We start from the raw sequence: 16,262 nt of genomic DNA on the forward strand, positions 1-16,262 counted from the left end.
GGTTGGTGCGTGGGGCGGCGCGGCCCGCGTCGTGGGGGATGGATACTCCGCGGGCCGCGCCGGTTCAGGGGTGGGACGGGGTCAGTACGCCCGGTCCCGCATGCGGCGCCACCAGGCCAGGGCGCCGCCGATGAGGAGGATGCCCAGGGCGCCCGCGCCGGCCGAACCGGCGATCAGGGTCATGTTGTCGGTGCCGCCGGAGGCGCCGGCCGGCTGGAGGGCGTCGCCGAGCTGGCTGCGGACGTCGGTGTCGCCTTCGGTGCCCTTGGCGAGCGGACCGCGTGAACCCTCGGTCGGGAGAGCGACGTAGGGGAAGGCCTTCTCGAAGTCCTTGTCGTTCTTGTCGACCGCGTCGCCGAGGTCGTTCTTGGCGCCGAGCAGCTCACCCTCGACCACCTGCAGCGAGGCGTCGATGACGTCGTCGGTGAGGCGGCGGCCGTTCGGGAAGCCCGCGTTGTCGCCGTCGAGGACGCCCAGGCGCTTCGGTTCGGCCGCGGGCTTGATCGAGGTGTTGAGGCGCAGCATCTCCGACGCCGTCACATGCGGCGGCTGGTTGAGGTCCTTGACGCCCTTGAGGAAGACGTCGACCAGGTCGTTGCGCGGCTCGTCGGGCGCCGGGATCTTGTAGATCGCCTCGATGAGCTTGGGCAGCTCGGGGTTGGTGACGTTCTTCAGGAACTTCGCGTCGTCCCACGGCGAGGACGCGTTGAACTTGTCCTTGTCCTTGAGCGGGTTGACGACCTCGTTGACCAGCGGCATGCCCAGGCGCGAGACCTGCTCGTACTCGCCCTTGGCGTTCTGGCGCTGCGTGGTCGACCAGACGCCGACGATCGGCTGGTCCGCGGACTCGGCGATCATGTGCGTCGGGACCTGGAGGGCCACGGAGTTGACGTTGTAGCCTTTGAGGGTGTCGTTGCCGACCTCGGAGAGGTTCCCGCCGTACAGGAGGTCGAAGACCCGCAGGTCGAGGAAGAACGGGTCATCGGCCTGGCCGGCGAACGTCGTGGTGCCGCCGTGCACCTCGTGGACCGCCTGCTCGCGCAGCTTGGCGTAGTCCGGCATCGACGCCTTGCCGACGTTCGACGGCGCCACCGGCACATCGTTGGCGATCTTCGTCTTCGACACCGGGTACTGGTCCTTGAGCTTGATCAGCTCGATGTCGTAGGTCTGCGTGATGTTGAGGTCCTTGTCGTCGAGGCTCTCGACCGGACCCGTGTTGTACAGGAACGTCTTCTTGTTCTTGACGTGGGTGTCGAAGGTGAAGCGGTAGAGCAGCTCGCCCTGCGCGTCACCGTTGTTGTCGATGTGGATGTCGTACTGCGCGTCGTCCGCGAACGTGAAGAAGTTCGGACCGCCGGCCGGCTCCTCGAACGGGATCCAGTTGGCGATGATCGTCGTCGTGTCCGGCTTGTCCGGGCTGACGAACGCGTACACGTCCGTGTTGTCGTACTGCGGTGTCCCCGAGATCAGCGGGGCCTCCCGGTGGCTGGAGGCGGAGGCCGCCCCCGGTTCCAGCGCGGCCATGCCGGCGGCTGCGAGCCCACCGGCGGCCAGCGCACCACATACGAGGGTCGCGAGGCTCCTGCGTCCCGCACCGCTCCTGGAAATAGGTGTCATGCCGTCCGTCCTCAGTGCCAACTTGCCTGACGCACCGGGATTCGGAGCCGGGGGCGGGCCGGATTGGTCGATCTCGAAAACAAATTTCGCGTCTTCCCGACCCGCGTTTTCGGTCCGCTGATCCGTAACCCCATCCGGAGGTGTGTTCGTTGCGAATACCTCGTGGGACAAGACGGCCGAGATGCGGTCTGGCTGGAGGGGGAGACGAGTTGGAGGCGGACGAGCTGCTCGTGCTCGTGGCGGGCGGTGATCAGAAGGCGTTCGAGGAGTTGTACGGGCTGGTCTCCGGGCCGGTGTTCGGGCTCGTACGGCGTGTGGTGCGCGACCCCGCCCAGTCCGAGGAGGTGGCGCAGGAAGTGCTGCTCGAACTGTGGCGGTCGGCGGCGAAGTTCGATCCCGGTCGGGGCAGCGCCCTGTCCTGGATCCTCACCCTCGCCCACCGCCGTGCCGTCGACCGGGTGCGCAGCGCCCGCGCGGCCGGCGAGCGCGAGCAGCGCGAGGCCCTGCGCGCCAACCACCCCGCCTTCGACCATGTCGCCGAGGAGGTGGAGGCGGGTCTGGAGCGGGAATGGGTGCGCCGGTGTCTCGAACGCCTCACCGCCCTCCAGCGCCAGTCGGTCACGCTCGCCTATTACGACGGCTACACGTACCGTGAAGTGGCCGAGCGGCTCTCCCTGCCGCTGGGCACGGTCAAGACCCGGATGCGCGACGGACTCACCCAGCTGCGCAAGTGCCTGGGAGGTGTCGCATGAGCTTCGTCGGCCGTCTCTTCCGGCGTGAGGATCTGCACTCCCTCGCTGCCCCCTACGCCCTCGACGCCCTGGAGCCCGGCGAACGGCACCGCTTCGAGAAGCACCTGAGGACGTGTGACATCTGCGCCGCCGAGGTACGCGTCCTGTCCGAGGACGCCGTACGCCTCGCCTGGTCGACGGCCGCAGCGCCGCCCGCCGCGATGCGCGACCGCGTCCTGGCCGCCGTACGCGCCACTCCGCAGGAGTCCGCCGGACAGTCCGTCGGGCAGTCCGCCGGGCGGGAAGCGGCACACGCGCGTGGCACGCAGCTGCCGCCCCATGTGTGGGGCAGTCAGCCGCCGCCGCGCACCCGTGCGCCCAGGCCGCGCCCCTTGTTCGTGCCCTTCGCCACGGCCACCGCCGCAGCGGCTCTCGTGGTCGCCTCCCTGATCGCCGTGCAGGCCAACCGGACCCAGGACGAGCTGGACGCCCAGCGGGCACAGGCGAGTGAGATCGCTAACGTTCTCGGCGCGCCCGACGCCCGGGCGACCGCCGGCGAGGACGCCGAGGGCCGCACGATCGGAGTGGTCGCCTCCGCATCCGAGGGGCGCGCGGTCGTCACTCTGAGCGGATACGGCAAGCCGACCGGCGGCCGGGTGCACCAGCTCTGGCTCATGCGCCCCGATGTGCAACCGCGCTCCCTGGGCCTTTTCGACGGCGACACGCCCTTGGTCACGTCCGGTCTCGACAAATCGGCGACATCACTGGCTGTGACCGTGGAGCCCGACGGGGGGTCACCGCAACCCACCAGCCAGCCCGTTGTCCAACTCGCCCTGAAATCGGTTGGATTCGGAGAGTAATCGGGCGCGAGTCGTCAACACCCTTACGGGGAAGGTGAATCCTGTGACCGCGATACACGAGTGCCCCACCGGGGCGATAGGGTTAACCTGCCCGGGCCGGGTGGACTCGTACGGGTGGGGAGTGACATGGATCAGATAACAGTGCGCAGCAGGGCAAGGGTCCCTGCGATCACCTGCGGGAGCAGCGCGACCAGTTCGCGTCTCGACCGCCATCTCTCGGTGCTGGCGGGCCCCGCCGTGCCGCAGCGGGAGGCGGCCGAGGCGACGTCACTGATGCGCGAGCTGACCACGCGTGACGTCGCGCACGAGCGCAGCGACCGGAGCTCGCGGGTTCGCCGTGTCTCCCTGTTCGCCCCGCTGCGTCGGCTCCGGCGTTCACTGTTCGGCGGACGCTGAACACGTAGTACCGGCGTTCCTCGACCGACTTCCAGGCCCGCGCCCGGCGACCCACACGTCCCGGCGCCGCACCGCGCTGTCACCGCCGTCATCCCCACGGCACCCGGCGGCGCCCCCGGAGTGCGACCCGGGTGCGGGCCTCGTCCCCCGCTCCACCCCCACCCCGCTCATCGGCCCCGTCCCCGTGCACAACGGCTCTGCCGCGCACGGATGTTGACGGGGCCGTTGTCGTACCCGGCGCCTGCTCTCTCAGCGCTCGCCGCGCGCGTACCGCCGTACCGCCAGCGGCCCGAACACCGCGATCAGCACCGCGCACCACATCAGTGACCCCGCGATCGGATGCGCGACCGGCCAGGCGGCGTCCTGCGGCACCGGAGCGTTGCCGAACAGGTCCCGCAGGGCCGTGGTGACGGCGCTGATCGGGTTCCACTCGGCGACGGTCCGTAGCCAGCCCGGCAGTCCCTCGGTCGGGATGTAGGCGTTGGACAGCAGCGGGAGGATGAAGGTGGCCCCGCCCAGCTGGCCCGCGGCCTCCTCGTTCCGGGTGAGCAGCCCGAGGAAGATGCCGATCCACGTCGTCGCGAACCGGAACAGCAGCAACAGCGCCACCGCGCCCGCCGCGTCGAGCGCGGACCCCTCGATCCGCCACCCCACCGCGAGCCCGACCAGCAGGAACGGCACCGTCCCCGCGGCCGTCACGACCAGATCCGCGGCGGCCTGCCCGAGCGGTACGGCGGCCCGGCTCATCGGCAGCGTCCGCAGCCGGTCCATCACACCCCGGTGGGTGTCCTGGGCGGCCTGGAACATACCGGTCATGATCCCGTTCGCCGCGGTCGCCACCAGCAGCCCCGGCACCAGGAAGGAGCGGTACTCCTCGCCCGGCATCGCCAGCGCGCTGCCGAAGACATAGCCGAAGAACAGCAGCATGGTGATCGGCATGGTCTGGGTCAGGATCAGCAGCCCGGGGTTGTTGCGGATCCTCCGCAGCTGCCGGCCCAGCATCGCGCCGCCGTCGTAGGCCAGGGTGCTCATGCGGCACGCTCCTCGGTGAGTCGCAGGAAGACGTCGTCCAGGGTCGGGGGTTCGATGCGGGCGTCGAGCAACGGCACGCCCGCCGCGTCCAGTTCGCGCACCAGCCGGGGCAGGGTGAGTGTGGCGTCCCGGGTGACCGCGCCGACGGCTCGCCGCTCATGGTCGAACGACGGTTCCGTGCCGGTGAGTTGATCCAGTACGGCCGCCGCCTTGACCATCACGTCGGCCTCGGTGACGACGACCTCGACATGGGCGCCGATGGTCGCCTTGAACTGGGCCGGTGAGCCCGTGTGCGCGACCCGTCCCCGGTCCACCAGGGCGATGTCGTCGGCGAGTTGGTCGGCCTCCTCCAGATACTGCGTGGTCAGCAGCACCGTGGTGCCGTCGGCGGTCAGCTCTCGGACCGCCTCCCAGATCCGGTTGCGGCTGGCAGGGTCGAGGCCGGTCGTGGGCTCGTCGAGGAACAGCACGTCGGGGCGGCGCACCAGGCTCGCCGCGAGGTCGAGGCGGCGGCGCATCCCGCCCGAGTAGGTGGACGCCGGCCGGTCGGCGGCCTCGGTCAGGCCGAAGCGGTCCAGGAGCTCGGCGGCCCGCTCGGCCGGTCCGCGCACCCGGTGCAGCCGGGCGAACAGCCGGAGGTTCTCGCGGCCGGTGAGGTCGCCGTCGACCGAGGCGTACTGGCCGGTGACACCGATGCTGCGGCGCACCGCCGCCGGGTCCCGGAGCAGGTCGTGACCGGCGACCCGGGCCGATCCCGCGTCCGGGCGCAGCAGCGTGGTGAGGAGCCGGACCGCCGTCGTCTTGCCCGCGCCGTTCGGGCCGAGGAGGCCGCAGACGGTGCCCTGCGCGACGGCCAGATCGAGTCCGCGCAGGGCGTGGACCTCGGCTCCCTTGGGGCCGAATCGCTTCTCCAGACCTTCACTAAGTACAGCGTACGTAGAAGTCATGGGTCGACCATAGCGCACTACGTACGCTGTACGTAACTAGGATGGTGGCCGAGGTGATGATCGATGGCGGGCCGAGCAGCCGTACCCGAAGTGATCTGGGCGCGTCCGGAGCGGACGGGGCGTGGGCCCAGGCCCGCGTTCACGCGCGCGGACATCGCGGCCGCGGCGGTGCGCATCGCCGACGCCGGAGGGCTGGATGCCGTGTCCATGCGGCATGTCGCGGCCGAACTGGGCTGCGGGACGATGTCGCTGTACAACTACGTCCCCCGTAAGGAGGACCTGCACGAGCTGATGATCGACGCGGTCGGTGCCGAGCACGAGATCGGGGAGCCCTCGGGCGACTGGCGTGCCGACATGATCCGCAACGCGCAGGAGACGCGCGGCATCATGCACCGCCACACCTGGGTGCCGCGGCTGATGTCAGGGGTGTACGGCTTCAGCCCCAACACCCTGCGCTATCTGGAGCACTGCCTGGCCTGTCTCGAACCGCTCGACGTCCCGTACAGCGTGAAGATGGAGCTCGTCGCGCTGCTCAACGGTGTCGTGACGACGTACACCGCGAACGAGATCGCCACCGCCGAGCGCACCCGTTCCATGCCGTGGTCCGAGGAGGAGGAGAACGCGGTCCGGATCGCGTATCTCGGGGGTCAGGTGGCGACGGGGAAGTATCCGCGGCTTGCTGCGGCGTTCATGGCGGACAGCGGGCCGATCGATCTGGAAGGGGTGTTCCGGCGGGCCCTTGAGCGGGTGCTGGATGCGTTCGATCCCCTTCAGGGCGGTTAGATCAACGTGAGTTGACCCTCCGGCCCCTCCTCGTGGCCGTCCAGCACCGAGGCCGGTCGGCGGGCTGTTCCCGGGACCGGCAGCACGCCGGCCCTGCGCAGGTCGGTCGTGGTGACGGGTGACGTCAACTCCTCGTCGAGGGGCTGGAGTTCCGCCAACAGCGCCAGCACCGTGATCAACTCCAGCAGCTCCGACGTCCACGCCTGCGGCCAGGTCGCGGGGCGGATCGCCGCCAGGGTGCCCGGCTCGGGTTCCGTGACGCGGGCCGTGAACCACTGCTCCAGGACCTTCACGCCGGCCACCTCGTAGTCCCAGGCCTCCGGCGGGACCGGGGAGATGCGGCCCTCGCCCAGGAGCAGGGTCTCCTCCTCGCGGTCGTACTCCAGGGTGAGCGGGCGGGAGGGGAGCGGTGCGCGGACGTACGGGCGGCGGCCTCCCGGCAGCTTCGGACGGTCGCCGTTGCGCCGCATCAGCCACAGGGCGCGGTGGCCCGACTCCACGCCGCGTGCCCACAGTCCGGGGTCGGCGGTGAGAGGGACGGTGAGGTCCGGGCGTACGGCCGCCAGGGTCCAGGCGAGGAGGTCGAGCGGCTCGACCGGTGTGCCGAGCCGGTCCCGGAGGTGGTCCAGGAGACCGGGGGCGAGGTTGGGTTCCGTGCCGCCGGGGCGGCGGTACAGCGGGCGGACGCGACCCGGGCGCAGCAGCGGCAGCGCGGAGGCCGCCAGCAGCCGGGACTCCGGCGTCTCCAGGACGAAGACCTGGTGTTCGTCCCGCACCCGCCACAGCTCCGGGCGGGCCACGTCGATCAGACGGTGGTCGGGGATCAGCCACTGCTCGTCGAAGGGGGCGTGCAGGACGCGCACCGGGTCCGGGCAGGGGCCCGAGGCGCGGGCCAGCTTCTCCGTGCCGGTGTCCTGGCCGGGGAGCTGGCCGACCGCGGAGTGCAGGGTGCGGGAGCGGGTCGGCTCCAGCAGGGTCTCGCGGTCCGGGCCCTCGGCCTTCACGAAGGCGTCCCAGCGGGCCTTCAGGGTCGCTGCGTCGGGGCCCGACGGCCACCCCCGGCCGAGCCGCGGCGGTGCGACGGACCACGGCATGAGGTCCGCCAGCGGCGGAGCGTCGTCGTGCGTCACGCTGGGCATGGTACGGCCTGGGTGCGACACGGGAGTCAGGTCGCCTCCAAGGTCACCGTGAAGGAGAAGCGGTCGCCGCGGTAGTGGATGACCGCCACGTCCAGCACACGTCCGTCCGCGTCGTACGTCACGCCCGTGTAGTGCAGGATCGGGCTCAGCAGGGGGACTTGGAGCAGTTTCGCCGTCTCCGGGTCGGCCAGCCGCGCCTCGACCGTGTCCGTGATGCGGCTGATGTCCGCCCCGACGACATCCCGCAGCACCTTGGTCATCGGCCAGCGGACCAGGTCGTCCCGGTCCATGCGCGCGGCCAGTTCGGGGCGGACGTAGTTGCGGGCGTGGTTGGTGGGCTCGCCGGTCTTCTCGTCACTGCGCAGGCGGTGGTACGTCGCCACCTCGTCGATGTCCGGGAAGAACTCGGCGAGTTCGGCGGGCACCTGCGCCCGGCCGTGGTCCAGCAGTTCCGTCGCCATGCCGGACTGCTGGGCCACGATCGCGTCCACCGAGCCGAGCAGCCGCACGGGGGCGCCCCGGCGGACGTCCGGCTCGATGAACGTGCCGCGTCTGCGATGCCGCGTGATCAGGCCCTCGTCCTCCAGCTCCTTCAGCGCCTGCCGCATGGTCAGTACGCTCACGCCGTAGTGCTCCGCCAACTGCTCCTCGGTGGGCAGCCGCAGCGGGTCCTGCGGGCGGCGGCCCAGTATCGAGGCGCGCAGCGACTGCGACACCTGGTACCAGAGCGGCAGCTTGCGGTTCAGGACGATGGAGTCCGGGGCGAAAGAGGTCACGGGCTATCCGTACCTTTCGCGGATCGTTCAGTGCAACGGGCGGAAGTGCCTTTCCATGCCTGACCAGGCGTTGTCGTAATGCGATTGCAGATGATCGGCGCGGGCCGCGGCCGTGGTGAGCGTCACCGGCCAGCGGGTCTCGAACATGAACGCCAGACCGTCGTCGATCTTCTGCGGCTTCAGCTCGGCGGCGCTCGCGCGGTCGAAGGTCTCCCGGTCCGGGCCGTGCGCCGACATCATGTTGTGCAGCGAGCCACCGCCGGGCACGAAGCCCTCCGCCTTGGCGTCGTAGGCGCCCTCGATCAGGCCCATGTACTCGCTCATCACATTCCGGTGGAAGTACGGCGGCCGGAAGGTGTCCTCGCCCACCAGCCAGCGCGGGGCGAAGACGACGAAGTCGACGCCCGCGAGGCCCGGGGTGTCCGAGGGGGACGTCAGCACCGTGAAGATCGACGGGTCGGGGTGGTCGTAGGAGATGGTGCCGATCACATTGAAACGGCGCAGGTCATAGATGTACGGCACATGGTTGCCGTGCCAGGCGACCACATCGAGAGGTGTGTGGTCGTACATGGCCGTCCAGAGGTTGCCGCAGAACTTGTTCACCACCTCCACCGGGCCCTCGACCTCCTCGTACGCGGCCACCGGTGCCATGAAGTCCCGGGCGTTCGCCAGGCCGTTCGCGCCGATCGGGCCGAGGTCGGGGAGGTGGAAGGGCGCCCCATAGTTCTCGCACACATAACCCCGGGCCGAGGCATCCAGCAGCTCCACACGGAAGCGCACCCCACGGGGGATCAGCGCCACATGTCCCGGCTCCACATGGAGCAGCCCGAACTCCGTGCGCAGCAGCAGCCCGCCGCGCTCCGGGACGATCAGCAGCTCGCCGTCGGCGTCGCTGAAGACGCGGTCCATCGAGGAGTTGGCGTGATACAGGTGCACGGCCATGCCGGTGCGCTGGGTCGCGTCGCCGTTGCCGCCCAGGGTCCACAGGCCGGCCAGGAAGTCGGTGCCGGGGGCGGGCTCGGGCAGCGGGTTCCAGCGCAGACGGTTCGGGTCCGGTGTCGACTCCGTGAAGGGTGCCGTACGGATCGCGCCGTTGTCCGTGCGCGTGAACGCCGGGTGGGCGGCCGACGGGCGGATGCGGTACAGCCATGAGCGGCGGTTGTGCGCCCTCGGCTCGGTGAACGCCGTACCGCTCAACTGCTCCGCGTAGAGGCCCAGCGGGGCGCGCTGGGGTGAGTTGCGGCCCTGGGGAAGGGCGCCCGGCACCGCCTCCGAGCTGTGCTCGTTGCCGAAACCGGAGAGGTAGGTGAGCCCTTCCGCGGTCTTCCGCGCGTCCCCGCTCATGATCACTCCTTAAAGGATCTGATTCCTATGCTTCACCGTAGGATTGCGGTTGCCCGGGCGCAAGAGATCCACCGGTCCTCCTCAGTGGTGACGACCGGAACCAGACTTCAGGGGGATCCGACTGTCGGACCCGTGTTCTAGTCTCCGGGCATGTCGTGGACACGGACCCTTCCCGCCGTGCTCGCGGTCTGTGTCCTGCTGTCGACCGGATCCGTGGGCTGCGGCTCCAGCGATGCCCGGGACGGCGCGGGGAGCGCCGTGTCGCCCTCCCCGGTGGGCAAGGTCCTCGGCGACACCGACGGCGACGGGCGGCACTACCGCGAGGTGGGCGAGGGCGAAGCGCCCCAGGTCGCCATAGAGGTGCAGCCGGATCCGGGCGACGGCGCCGGGTGGGACGTACGGCTGACCCTGCGCGACTTCCGCTTCTCGCCCGCCGGCGCGAAGCCGCAGGCCGTGGCCGGGCGCGGGGCGGCCCGCCTCTTCGTGGACGGCCGTCCGGTCACCGAACTCCGCACCCCCGGCTACCGCCTCCCGGCCGGCCTCGTGCCGCGCGGCACGCACCAGGTCACCGTGCGGCTGTACGCCGACGACGGCACGGTGTGGGCCGTGGACGGCCAGCCCGTCGAGAGCACCGCCGACATCACGGCGTCGGCGGCGGAGACGACCGCGACACCGTCTCCCGCCGCACTGAGCGCACCGGGTACTTGTCTCCGTACTGGGGGTCGATGTTCACCGGACCGAGCCGGAAAGGCATCATGAAGACCGTGCCCCATCCAGCAACGCTACGCCGGGCGCCCGTGCAGCGCCGCAGCGCCGAACGGCTCACCAGGATCCTCGACGCCTGCGCCGACCTCCTCGACGAGGTCGGCTACGACGACCTGAGCACCCGCGCCGTCGCCCAGCGGGCCGGAGTCCCCATCGGCTCCGTGTACCGCTTCTTCGGCAACAAGCGCCAGATGGCCGATGCCCTAGCCCAGCGCAACCTGGAGCGCTACACCGCTCGTGTCACCGAGCGCCTGGAGGCGACCGGCGAGGGCGGCTGGCGCGTGGCGATGGACGCCGTGCTCGACGAGTACATCGCCATGAAGCGCACCGCGCCCGGCTTCTCGCTCGTCGACTTCGGCAACCAGATCCCGGTCGGGACCCGCGGCGAACCCAACACCCGCGTCGCCGACCGCCTCACCGACCTGCTCTCCGGCTATCTCGACCGTGCCCCTGACGACGATCTGCGCCGCACGTTCCTGGTAGCCGTCGAGACCGCCGACACCCTGGTCCACCTGGCCTTCCGGGTGACTCCCGAGGGCGACGAGCGGATCCTGGAGGAGGCGCGGGAGATGCTGCGGGCGTATCTGGCGCGGGTGCTGGACTGACGCCCCAGCCGTAGACGGCTCGCGGATTTCCGACCTCATTCCCGAGAGGGCTCCCCTCCGTGCATACCGGTCGGTATGCTCGCCGGAGAGTCCGTGCGCCACTGCCGTCGCCCCTCCGGGAGGAACCCGTGTCCCGCACCGCACTGCGCATCTGTCCCCTGTGCGAGGCCACCTGCGGCCTGACCCTCACCATCGAGGGGACCAAGGTCACCGGCGCCCGCGGCGACCGTGACGACGTCTTCAGCCAGGGGTTCATCTGCCCCAAGGGCGCCTCCTTCGGCGCCGTCGACGGCGACCCCGACCGGCTGCGCACCCCGCTGGTGCGCAAGGACGGCGAGCTGCGCGAGGCCACCTGGGAGGAGGCCTTCGACGCGATCGCCGCCGGAATCCGCCCGGTCGTCGAGCGGTACGGGCCGAACTCGGTGGGCATCGTCCTCGGCAACCCCAATGTCCACACCGTCGCCGGCGCGCTCTACCCGCCGGTCCTGATGGCAGGCCTGCGCACCCGCAGCGTCTTCACCGCCTCCACGGTCGACCAGATGCCCAAACACGTCTCCAGCGGACTGCTGTACGGCGACGCCCTCGCGATCCCGGTCCCGGACCTCGACCACACCGACCACCTCCTCCTGATCGGCGCCAACCCCCTGGAGTCCAACGGCAGCCTGTGCACCGCCCCCGACTTCCCGGGCAAGCTCAAGGCGCTCAAGGCCCGCGGCGGCACCCTCACCGTCATCGACCCGCGCCGTACCCGCACCGCCAAACTCGCCGACCGGCACGTCGCGATCCGGCCCGGCACCGACGCGCTGCTGCTGGCGGCGATGGCGTACACCCTCTTCGACGAGGGCCTGGTCGACCCCGGCGAGCTGGCCCCGCATCTCCAGGGACTCGACGAACTCCCGGACGCGGTAAGGGACTTCACCCCCGAAGCCGCCGCCGACGCCTGTGACGTGGACGCCGGCACCATCCGCGCCCTCGCCCGCGAGCTCGCCGCCGCCCCCACCGCCGCCGTCTACGGCCGCATCGGCAGCTGCACCGTCCCGCACGGCACCCTCGCCAGCTGGCTGGTTGACGTACTCAACGTCCTCACCGGCAACCTCGACCGCCCCGGCGGCGCCCTCTTCCCGCAGGCCGCCACCGACAAGACGCCCCGCCCCGCAGGGCCCGGCCACGGCTTCGCGCTCGGGCGCTGGCACTCCCGGGTGAGCCGGCACCCCGAGGCCAAGGGCGAGCTGCCGCTGTCCGCGCTCGCCGAGGAGATCGACACCGCCACCGCCGAGGGCGAGCCCATCCGCGCCCTCGTCGCCGTCGCGTCCAACCCGGTCCTGTCCGCCCCCGACGGCGACCGCCTCGACAAGGCCCTCGACTCGCTCGACTTCATGGTCAGCGTCGACCCCTACCTCAACGAGACCTCGCGCCACGCCGACGTCGTGCTGCCGCCGCCCCCGCCCTCGCAGAGCCCGCACCACGACTTCGCCTTCAACACCCTCGCCGTACGCAACCAGGTCCGCTACACCCGTGCCGCCGTCCCGCTGGAGCCGGGCCGCATGGCCGAGTCCGAGATCCTGGCCCGGCTGATCCTGGCCGCCACCGGCATGCACGGCGCCGACCCGTCCGCGGTCGACGACCTGGTCATCGGCCAGACCCTCGGCAAGGCCGTCAAGGAGCCCCACTCACCCGTCCACGGCCGCGACCCGCAGGAACTCGCCGCGCGGCTCACCGGCGAGAGCGGCCCCGAGCGGCGGCTCGACATGATGCTGCGCCTGGGCCCCTACGGCGACGGCTTCGGCGTACGGCCGGACGGTCTGACCCTCGACAAGCTGCTCGCCCATCCCCACGGCATCGACCTCGGGCCGCTGAAGTCCCGGCTGCCGCAGCCGCTGAAGACCGTCAGCGGCAAGGTGGAGCTGCTGCCGGCGCCCATCGCCGGCGATCTGCCCCGGCTGCGGGAGGCCCTGCGGCACCGCCCGGACGGGCTGGTCCTGATCGGCCGGCGCCATCTGCGCTCCAACAACAGTTGGATGCACAACGTGCCCGCCCTCACCGGCGGTTCCAACCGCTGCACCCTGCACATCCACCCGGCCGACGCCGAACGCCTCGGCGTACGGGACGGGGCGCCCGTACGCCTCAAGGGCGCCGGGGGAGAGGTGACCGCGCCCGCCGAGGTCACCGACGCGGTGCGCCCGGGTGTGGTGAGCCTGCCGCACGGCTGGGGCCACGACCGCCCCGGCACCCGGCTCGGCCATGCCGCGATCGACCCCGGAGTCAACGTCAACCAGCTCCTCGACGGCAGCCTGCTCGACCCGCTGTCGGGCAACGCCGTGCTCAACGGAGTGCCCATCGAGGTGTCCCCGGTGTCCGAAAAGATCACGGCTCTGACCTGAGCAAAGCTCTGACCTGGAGTTTTGCGCTTATTGCTCGCATGTCAACGTCTTGTTAACGTCACTTGACGGGACCTAACGTCGTCGCACCCCCGGCCCTCGTGGGATGTTCAAGGGCGAACGTTAGGTATCCACATGCTGACCATCCTCGGCTTCGCCATGATCGCGACCTTCCTGGTCCTGATCATGATGAAGAAGATGTCGCCGATCGCGGCGCTCGTACTGATTCCGGCACTGTTCTGTGTGTTCGTCGGAAAGGGCGCCAAGCTCGGTGACTACGTCATCGACGGCGTCACCAGCCTCGCCCCCACCGCGGCGATGCTCATGTTCGCGATCGTCTACTTCGGTGTGATGATCGATGTCGGCCTCTTCGACCCGATCGTTCGGGGCATCCTGAAGTTCTGCAAGGCCGACCCGATGCGGATCGTCGTCGGCACCGCGATCCTCGCCGCGATCGTCTCGCTCGACGGCGACGGCTCCACCACCTTCATGATCACCGTCTCGGCGATGTACCCGCTGTACAAGCGCCTGAAGATGAGCCTGGTCGTGATGACCGGCGTCGCCGCGATGGCCAACGGCGTGATGAACACGCTGCCGTGGGGCGGCCCGACCGCCCGTGCCGCCACCGCGCTCAAGGTCGACGCCAGCGACATCTTCGTCCCGATGATCCCGGCGCTCGCCGTCGGTCTGGTGGCCGTCGTCACGCTCTCGTACTTCCTCGGTCTGCGCGAGCGCAAGCGGCTCGGTGTGCTGACGCTGAGCGAGGTCCTGGTGGAGGAGAAGGAGACCGAGACGGTTCTCGTGGGCTCCGGCTCCGGTGCGGCCAAGTCCCCGGTGAAGACCGGCGGTTCGGGCTCCGGCACCGACGCGGATGACGACTCCGAGGACGACGAGCGCTTCCAGGCCCTGGATCCCGACCGGCCCACCCTGCGCCCCAAGCTCTACTGGTTCAACGCGCTGCTCACGGTCACCCTGCTGACCGCCATGATCATGGAGTGGCTGCCGATCCCGGTGCTGTTCCTGCTCGGCGCCGCGCTCGCGCTCACCGTGAACTTCCCGCACATCCCGGACCAGAAGGCCCGCCTCGCCGCCCACGCCGACAACGTCCTGAACGTCTCCGGCATGGTCTTCGCCGCCGCCGTCTTCACCGGTGTCCTCCAGGGCACCGGCATGGTCGACCACATGGCCAAGTGGATGGTGGACGTCATCCCCGAGGGCATGGGCCCGCACATGGCCCTGGTCACCGGCATCCTGAGCCTCCCGCTCACCTACTTCATGTCCAACGACGGCTTCTACTTCGGCGTCCTGCCGGTGCTCGCCGAGGCCGGCGCCGCGCACGGCGTCACCCCGCTGGAGATGGCCCGCGCCTCCCTGGTCGGCCAGCCGCTGCACATGTCGAGCCCGCTCGTCCCCGCCGTGTACGTCCTCGTCGGCATGGCCAAGGTCGAGTTCGGCGACCACACCAGGTTCGTCGTGAAGTGGGCGGCCCTCACTTGTGTGGTCATCCTGGCGGCGGGCATCCTCTTCGGAATCATCTGAGTTCACCTTTCAACCATGTGATCCGTAAGCACTGTTCAGGGAGGACTCGTTCATGGGGCCCGGTGGGAACCGCGGCTGGCTGCTCCGCCTCGTCATCGCCTTCAGCTTCGCGCAGGGGGCGGTGTCGATGGCCCGGCCCGCCGTGTCCTACCGGGCCCTCGCGCTGGGCGCCGACGAGCGGGCGATCGGTGTGATCGCGGGGGTGTACGCCCTGCTCCCGCTGTTCGTCGCCGTCCCGCTGGGCCGCCGTACCGACCACGGCCGCTGTGCGCCGCTGCTGCCGGTCGGCGTGGTCCTGATCTCCGGCGGCTGCGCCCTCAGCGGCCTCGCGGACTCGCTGTGGGCGATGGCCATCTGGAGCGGGGTGATGGGCCTCGGCCACCTGTGCTTCGTGATCGGCGCCCAGTCCCTGGTCGCCCGCCAGTCCGCCCCGCACGAACAGGACCGCAACTTCGGCCACTTCACCATCGGCGCCTCCCTCGGCCAGCTCGTCGGCCCGATCGCCGCGGGCGCCCTGATCGGCGGCCGGGACATGGCCGGCAGCAGCGCGCTCGCCCTGCTGGTGGCGGGCGCGGGCGCCGCGGTCGCGTTCACCTCGCTGTGGCGCATAGAGAGCCGTACGACGGCCAAGTCCCGTGAGGAGCAGGGCGGGCGGGTGCCCGTCCAGCGCATCCTGCGCGCCCGGGGCGTGCCCGCCGGCATCTTCATCAGCCTCGCCGTGCTGTCCGCGACCGACATCCTCACCGCCTATCTGCCGGTGGTCGGCGAGCACCGAGGCATCGCGCCGTCCGTGATCGGCCTCCTGCTCAGCCTGCGCGCCGCCGCCACCATCGCGTGCCGGCTGGTCCTGACGCCCCTGCTGCGGCTGCTCGGCCGCACCCTGCTGCTGACGGTGACCTGTCTGCTGGCCGCCCTGCTGTGCGCGGGCATCGCGCTGCCGGTGCCGGTGTGGGCGCTCGCCGTGATGCTGGCGGTGCTCGGCTTCTGCCTCGGCGTCGGCCAGCCGCTGTCCATGACGACGGTCGTCCAGGCGGCCCCGGACGGCGCCCGCTCCACCGCCCTCGCCCTGCGCCTGACCGGCAACCGGCTCGGCCAGGTCGCCGCACCGGCGTCGGCGGGCCTGATCGCAGGGCTCGCGGGGGTGGCGGCGCCGTTCGTGATGCTGGGCGGGCTGTTGCTGCTGTCGGCGGGGATCGCGCTGCGGGCGCCCGCGGGCGATCCTCGGCAACCCCGTGAGCCACGCCGGAGCAGGCCGATCTTGCGGCGAAAGAGTGGTATCTGATGGGCCATTAGGCGCTGCTTCCACGATTCGCGGTGCACATGTGAAAGAGAGTCAGACGAAGAGCGATT

General features: G+C 70.8%; 15 protein-coding genes. 9 read left to right on the plus strand and 6 right to left on the minus strand.

Annotated features, from left to right (window positions below):
• Positions 1 to 81: 81 nt before the first annotated feature.
• Entirely contained in the window at positions 82 to 1,617 is a 1,536-nt protein-coding gene (locus tag IE325_RS31090) for a DUF4331 domain-containing protein (RefSeq protein WP_190073441.1), read from the minus strand.
• Positions 1,618 to 1,826: 209 nt separating this feature from the next.
• Between IE325_RS31090 and IE325_RS31095 the strand changes: the two genes are divergently transcribed.
• From IE325_RS31095 to IE325_RS31105, 3 genes are all read left to right on the plus strand, one after another.
• Positions 1,827 to 2,369: a sigma-70 family RNA polymerase sigma factor gene (locus IE325_RS31095; protein WP_190073442.1), complete on the plus strand. Its 543-nt coding sequence runs from the start codon at positions 1,827 to 1,829 to the stop codon at positions 2,367 to 2,369.
• Positions 2,366 to 3,208, plus strand: a complete 843-nt coding sequence (locus tag IE325_RS31100; RefSeq protein ID WP_190073443.1) for an anti-sigma factor — start codon at positions 2,366 to 2,368, stop codon at positions 3,206 to 3,208. The genes IE325_RS31095 and IE325_RS31100 overlap by 4 nt, the downstream gene beginning before the upstream one ends.
• Before the next feature lie 126 nt (positions 3,209 to 3,334).
• Entirely contained in the window at positions 3,335 to 3,604 is a 270-nt protein-coding gene (locus tag IE325_RS31105) for a hypothetical protein (protein WP_190073444.1), read from the plus strand.
• Positions 3,605 to 3,853: 249 nt separating this feature from the next.
• Here IE325_RS31105 and IE325_RS31110 read toward each other — a convergent pair whose 3' ends face one another.
• Positions 3,854 to 4,636, minus strand: a complete 783-nt coding sequence (locus tag IE325_RS31110) for an ABC transporter permease (protein ID WP_190073445.1) — start codon at positions 4,634 to 4,636, stop codon at positions 3,854 to 3,856.
• Positions 4,633 to 5,583 (minus strand): ATP-binding cassette domain-containing protein, encoded by a 951-nt coding sequence (locus IE325_RS31115; RefSeq protein WP_190073446.1) that lies wholly within the window; start codon positions 5,581 to 5,583, stop codon positions 4,633 to 4,635. The genes IE325_RS31110 and IE325_RS31115 overlap by 4 nt, the downstream gene beginning before the upstream one ends.
• Before the next feature lie 63 nt (positions 5,584 to 5,646).
• Here IE325_RS31115 and IE325_RS31120 point away from each other — a divergent pair, with 63 nt between their 5' ends.
• A complete protein-coding gene (locus tag IE325_RS31120; RefSeq protein ID WP_190073447.1) occupies positions 5,647 to 6,366 on the plus strand; it encodes a TetR/AcrR family transcriptional regulator in 720 nt (239 codons plus the stop codon).
• Here IE325_RS31120 and IE325_RS31125 read toward each other — a convergent pair.
• From IE325_RS31125 to hmgA, 3 genes are read right to left on the minus strand one after another with little or no spacing between them, the layout of a single operon-like run.
• Complete coding sequence (locus IE325_RS31125) at positions 6,363 to 7,505, minus strand: type ISP restriction/modification enzyme (protein WP_190073448.1); 1,143 nt, start codon at positions 7,503 to 7,505, stop codon at positions 6,363 to 6,365. The genes IE325_RS31120 and IE325_RS31125 overlap by 4 nt on opposite strands.
• Positions 7,506 to 7,531: 26 nt before the next feature.
• Complete coding sequence (locus IE325_RS31130; protein ID WP_190073449.1) at positions 7,532 to 8,281, minus strand: GntR family transcriptional regulator; 750 nt, start codon at positions 8,279 to 8,281, stop codon at positions 7,532 to 7,534.
• A gap of 27 nt (positions 8,282 to 8,308) precedes the next feature.
• Positions 8,309 to 9,625 (minus strand): homogentisate 1,2-dioxygenase, encoded by a 1,317-nt coding sequence (gene hmgA / locus IE325_RS31135; protein WP_190073450.1) that lies wholly within the window; start codon positions 9,623 to 9,625, stop codon positions 8,309 to 8,311.
• 150 nt (positions 9,626 to 9,775) lie between these two features.
• On the opposite strand from hmgA, the gene IE325_RS31140 reads away from it, so the two are divergent.
• From IE325_RS31140 to IE325_RS31160, 5 genes are all read left to right on the plus strand, one after another.
• Positions 9,776 to 10,384 (plus strand): hypothetical protein, encoded by a 609-nt coding sequence (locus IE325_RS31140; protein WP_190073451.1) that lies wholly within the window; start codon positions 9,776 to 9,778, stop codon positions 10,382 to 10,384.
• Positions 10,381 to 10,995 (plus strand): TetR/AcrR family transcriptional regulator, encoded by a 615-nt coding sequence (locus tag IE325_RS31145; protein WP_190073452.1) that lies wholly within the window; start codon positions 10,381 to 10,383, stop codon positions 10,993 to 10,995. Before IE325_RS31140 ends, IE325_RS31145 begins: the two co-directional genes overlap by 4 nt.
• 128 nt (positions 10,996 to 11,123) lie before the next feature.
• Complete coding sequence (locus tag IE325_RS31150; RefSeq protein WP_190073453.1) at positions 11,124 to 13,376, plus strand: molybdopterin oxidoreductase family protein; 2,253 nt, start codon at positions 11,124 to 11,126, stop codon at positions 13,374 to 13,376.
• A gap of 132 nt (positions 13,377 to 13,508) precedes the next feature.
• Positions 13,509 to 14,912 carry a CitMHS family transporter gene (locus tag IE325_RS31155; protein WP_190073454.1) on the plus strand — a complete coding sequence of 468 codons (1,404 nt, stop codon included), beginning with the start codon at positions 13,509 to 13,511 and terminating at the stop codon, positions 14,910 to 14,912.
• A gap of 52 nt (positions 14,913 to 14,964) precedes the next feature.
• Complete coding sequence (locus tag IE325_RS31160) at positions 14,965 to 16,194, plus strand: MFS transporter (protein ID WP_190073455.1); 1,230 nt, start codon at positions 14,965 to 14,967, stop codon at positions 16,192 to 16,194.
• The last annotated feature ends 68 nt before the right edge of the window (positions 16,195 to 16,262 follow it).

It is taken from the genome of Streptomyces lanatus, from assembly GCF_014655715.1.
Lineage (GTDB): Bacteria > Actinomycetota > Actinomycetes > Streptomycetales > Streptomycetaceae > Streptomyces > Streptomyces lanatus.

Bases quoted from the DNA above. Each gene is read 5' to 3' on its own strand.
- IE325_RS31090 (WP_190073441.1), bottom strand. From the start codon at position 1,617: ATGACACCTATTTCCAGGAGCGGTGCGGGACGCAGGAGCCTCGCGACC.
- IE325_RS31100 (WP_190073443.1), top strand. From the start codon at position 2,366: ATGAGCTTCGTCGGCCGTCTCTTCCGGCGTGAGGATCTGCACTCCCTC.
- IE325_RS31105 (WP_190073444.1), top strand. From the start codon at position 3,335: ATGGATCAGATAACAGTGCGCAGCAGGGCAAGGGTCCCTGCGATCACC.
- IE325_RS31110 (WP_190073445.1), bottom strand. From the start codon at position 4,636: ATGAGCACCCTGGCCTACGACGGCGGCGCGATGCTGGGCCGGCAGCTG.
- IE325_RS31115 (WP_190073446.1), bottom strand. From the start codon at position 5,583: ATGACTTCTACGTACGCTGTACTTAGTGAAGGTCTGGAGAAGCGATTC.
- IE325_RS31120 (WP_190073447.1), top strand. From the start codon at position 5,647: ATGGCGGGCCGAGCAGCCGTACCCGAAGTGATCTGGGCGCGTCCGGAG.
- IE325_RS31125 (WP_190073448.1), bottom strand. From the start codon at position 7,505: ATGCCCAGCGTGACGCACGACGACGCTCCGCCGCTGGCGGACCTCATG.
- hmgA (WP_190073450.1), bottom strand. From the start codon at position 9,625: ATGAGCGGGGACGCGCGGAAGACCGCGGAAGGGCTCACCTACCTCTCC.
- IE325_RS31140 (WP_190073451.1), top strand. From the start codon at position 9,776: ATGTCGTGGACACGGACCCTTCCCGCCGTGCTCGCGGTCTGTGTCCTG.
- IE325_RS31145 (WP_190073452.1), top strand. From the start codon at position 10,381: ATGAAGACCGTGCCCCATCCAGCAACGCTACGCCGGGCGCCCGTGCAG.
- IE325_RS31155 (WP_190073454.1), top strand. From the start codon at position 13,509: ATGCTGACCATCCTCGGCTTCGCCATGATCGCGACCTTCCTGGTCCTG.
- IE325_RS31160 (WP_190073455.1), top strand. From the start codon at position 14,965: ATGGGGCCCGGTGGGAACCGCGGCTGGCTGCTCCGCCTCGTCATCGCC.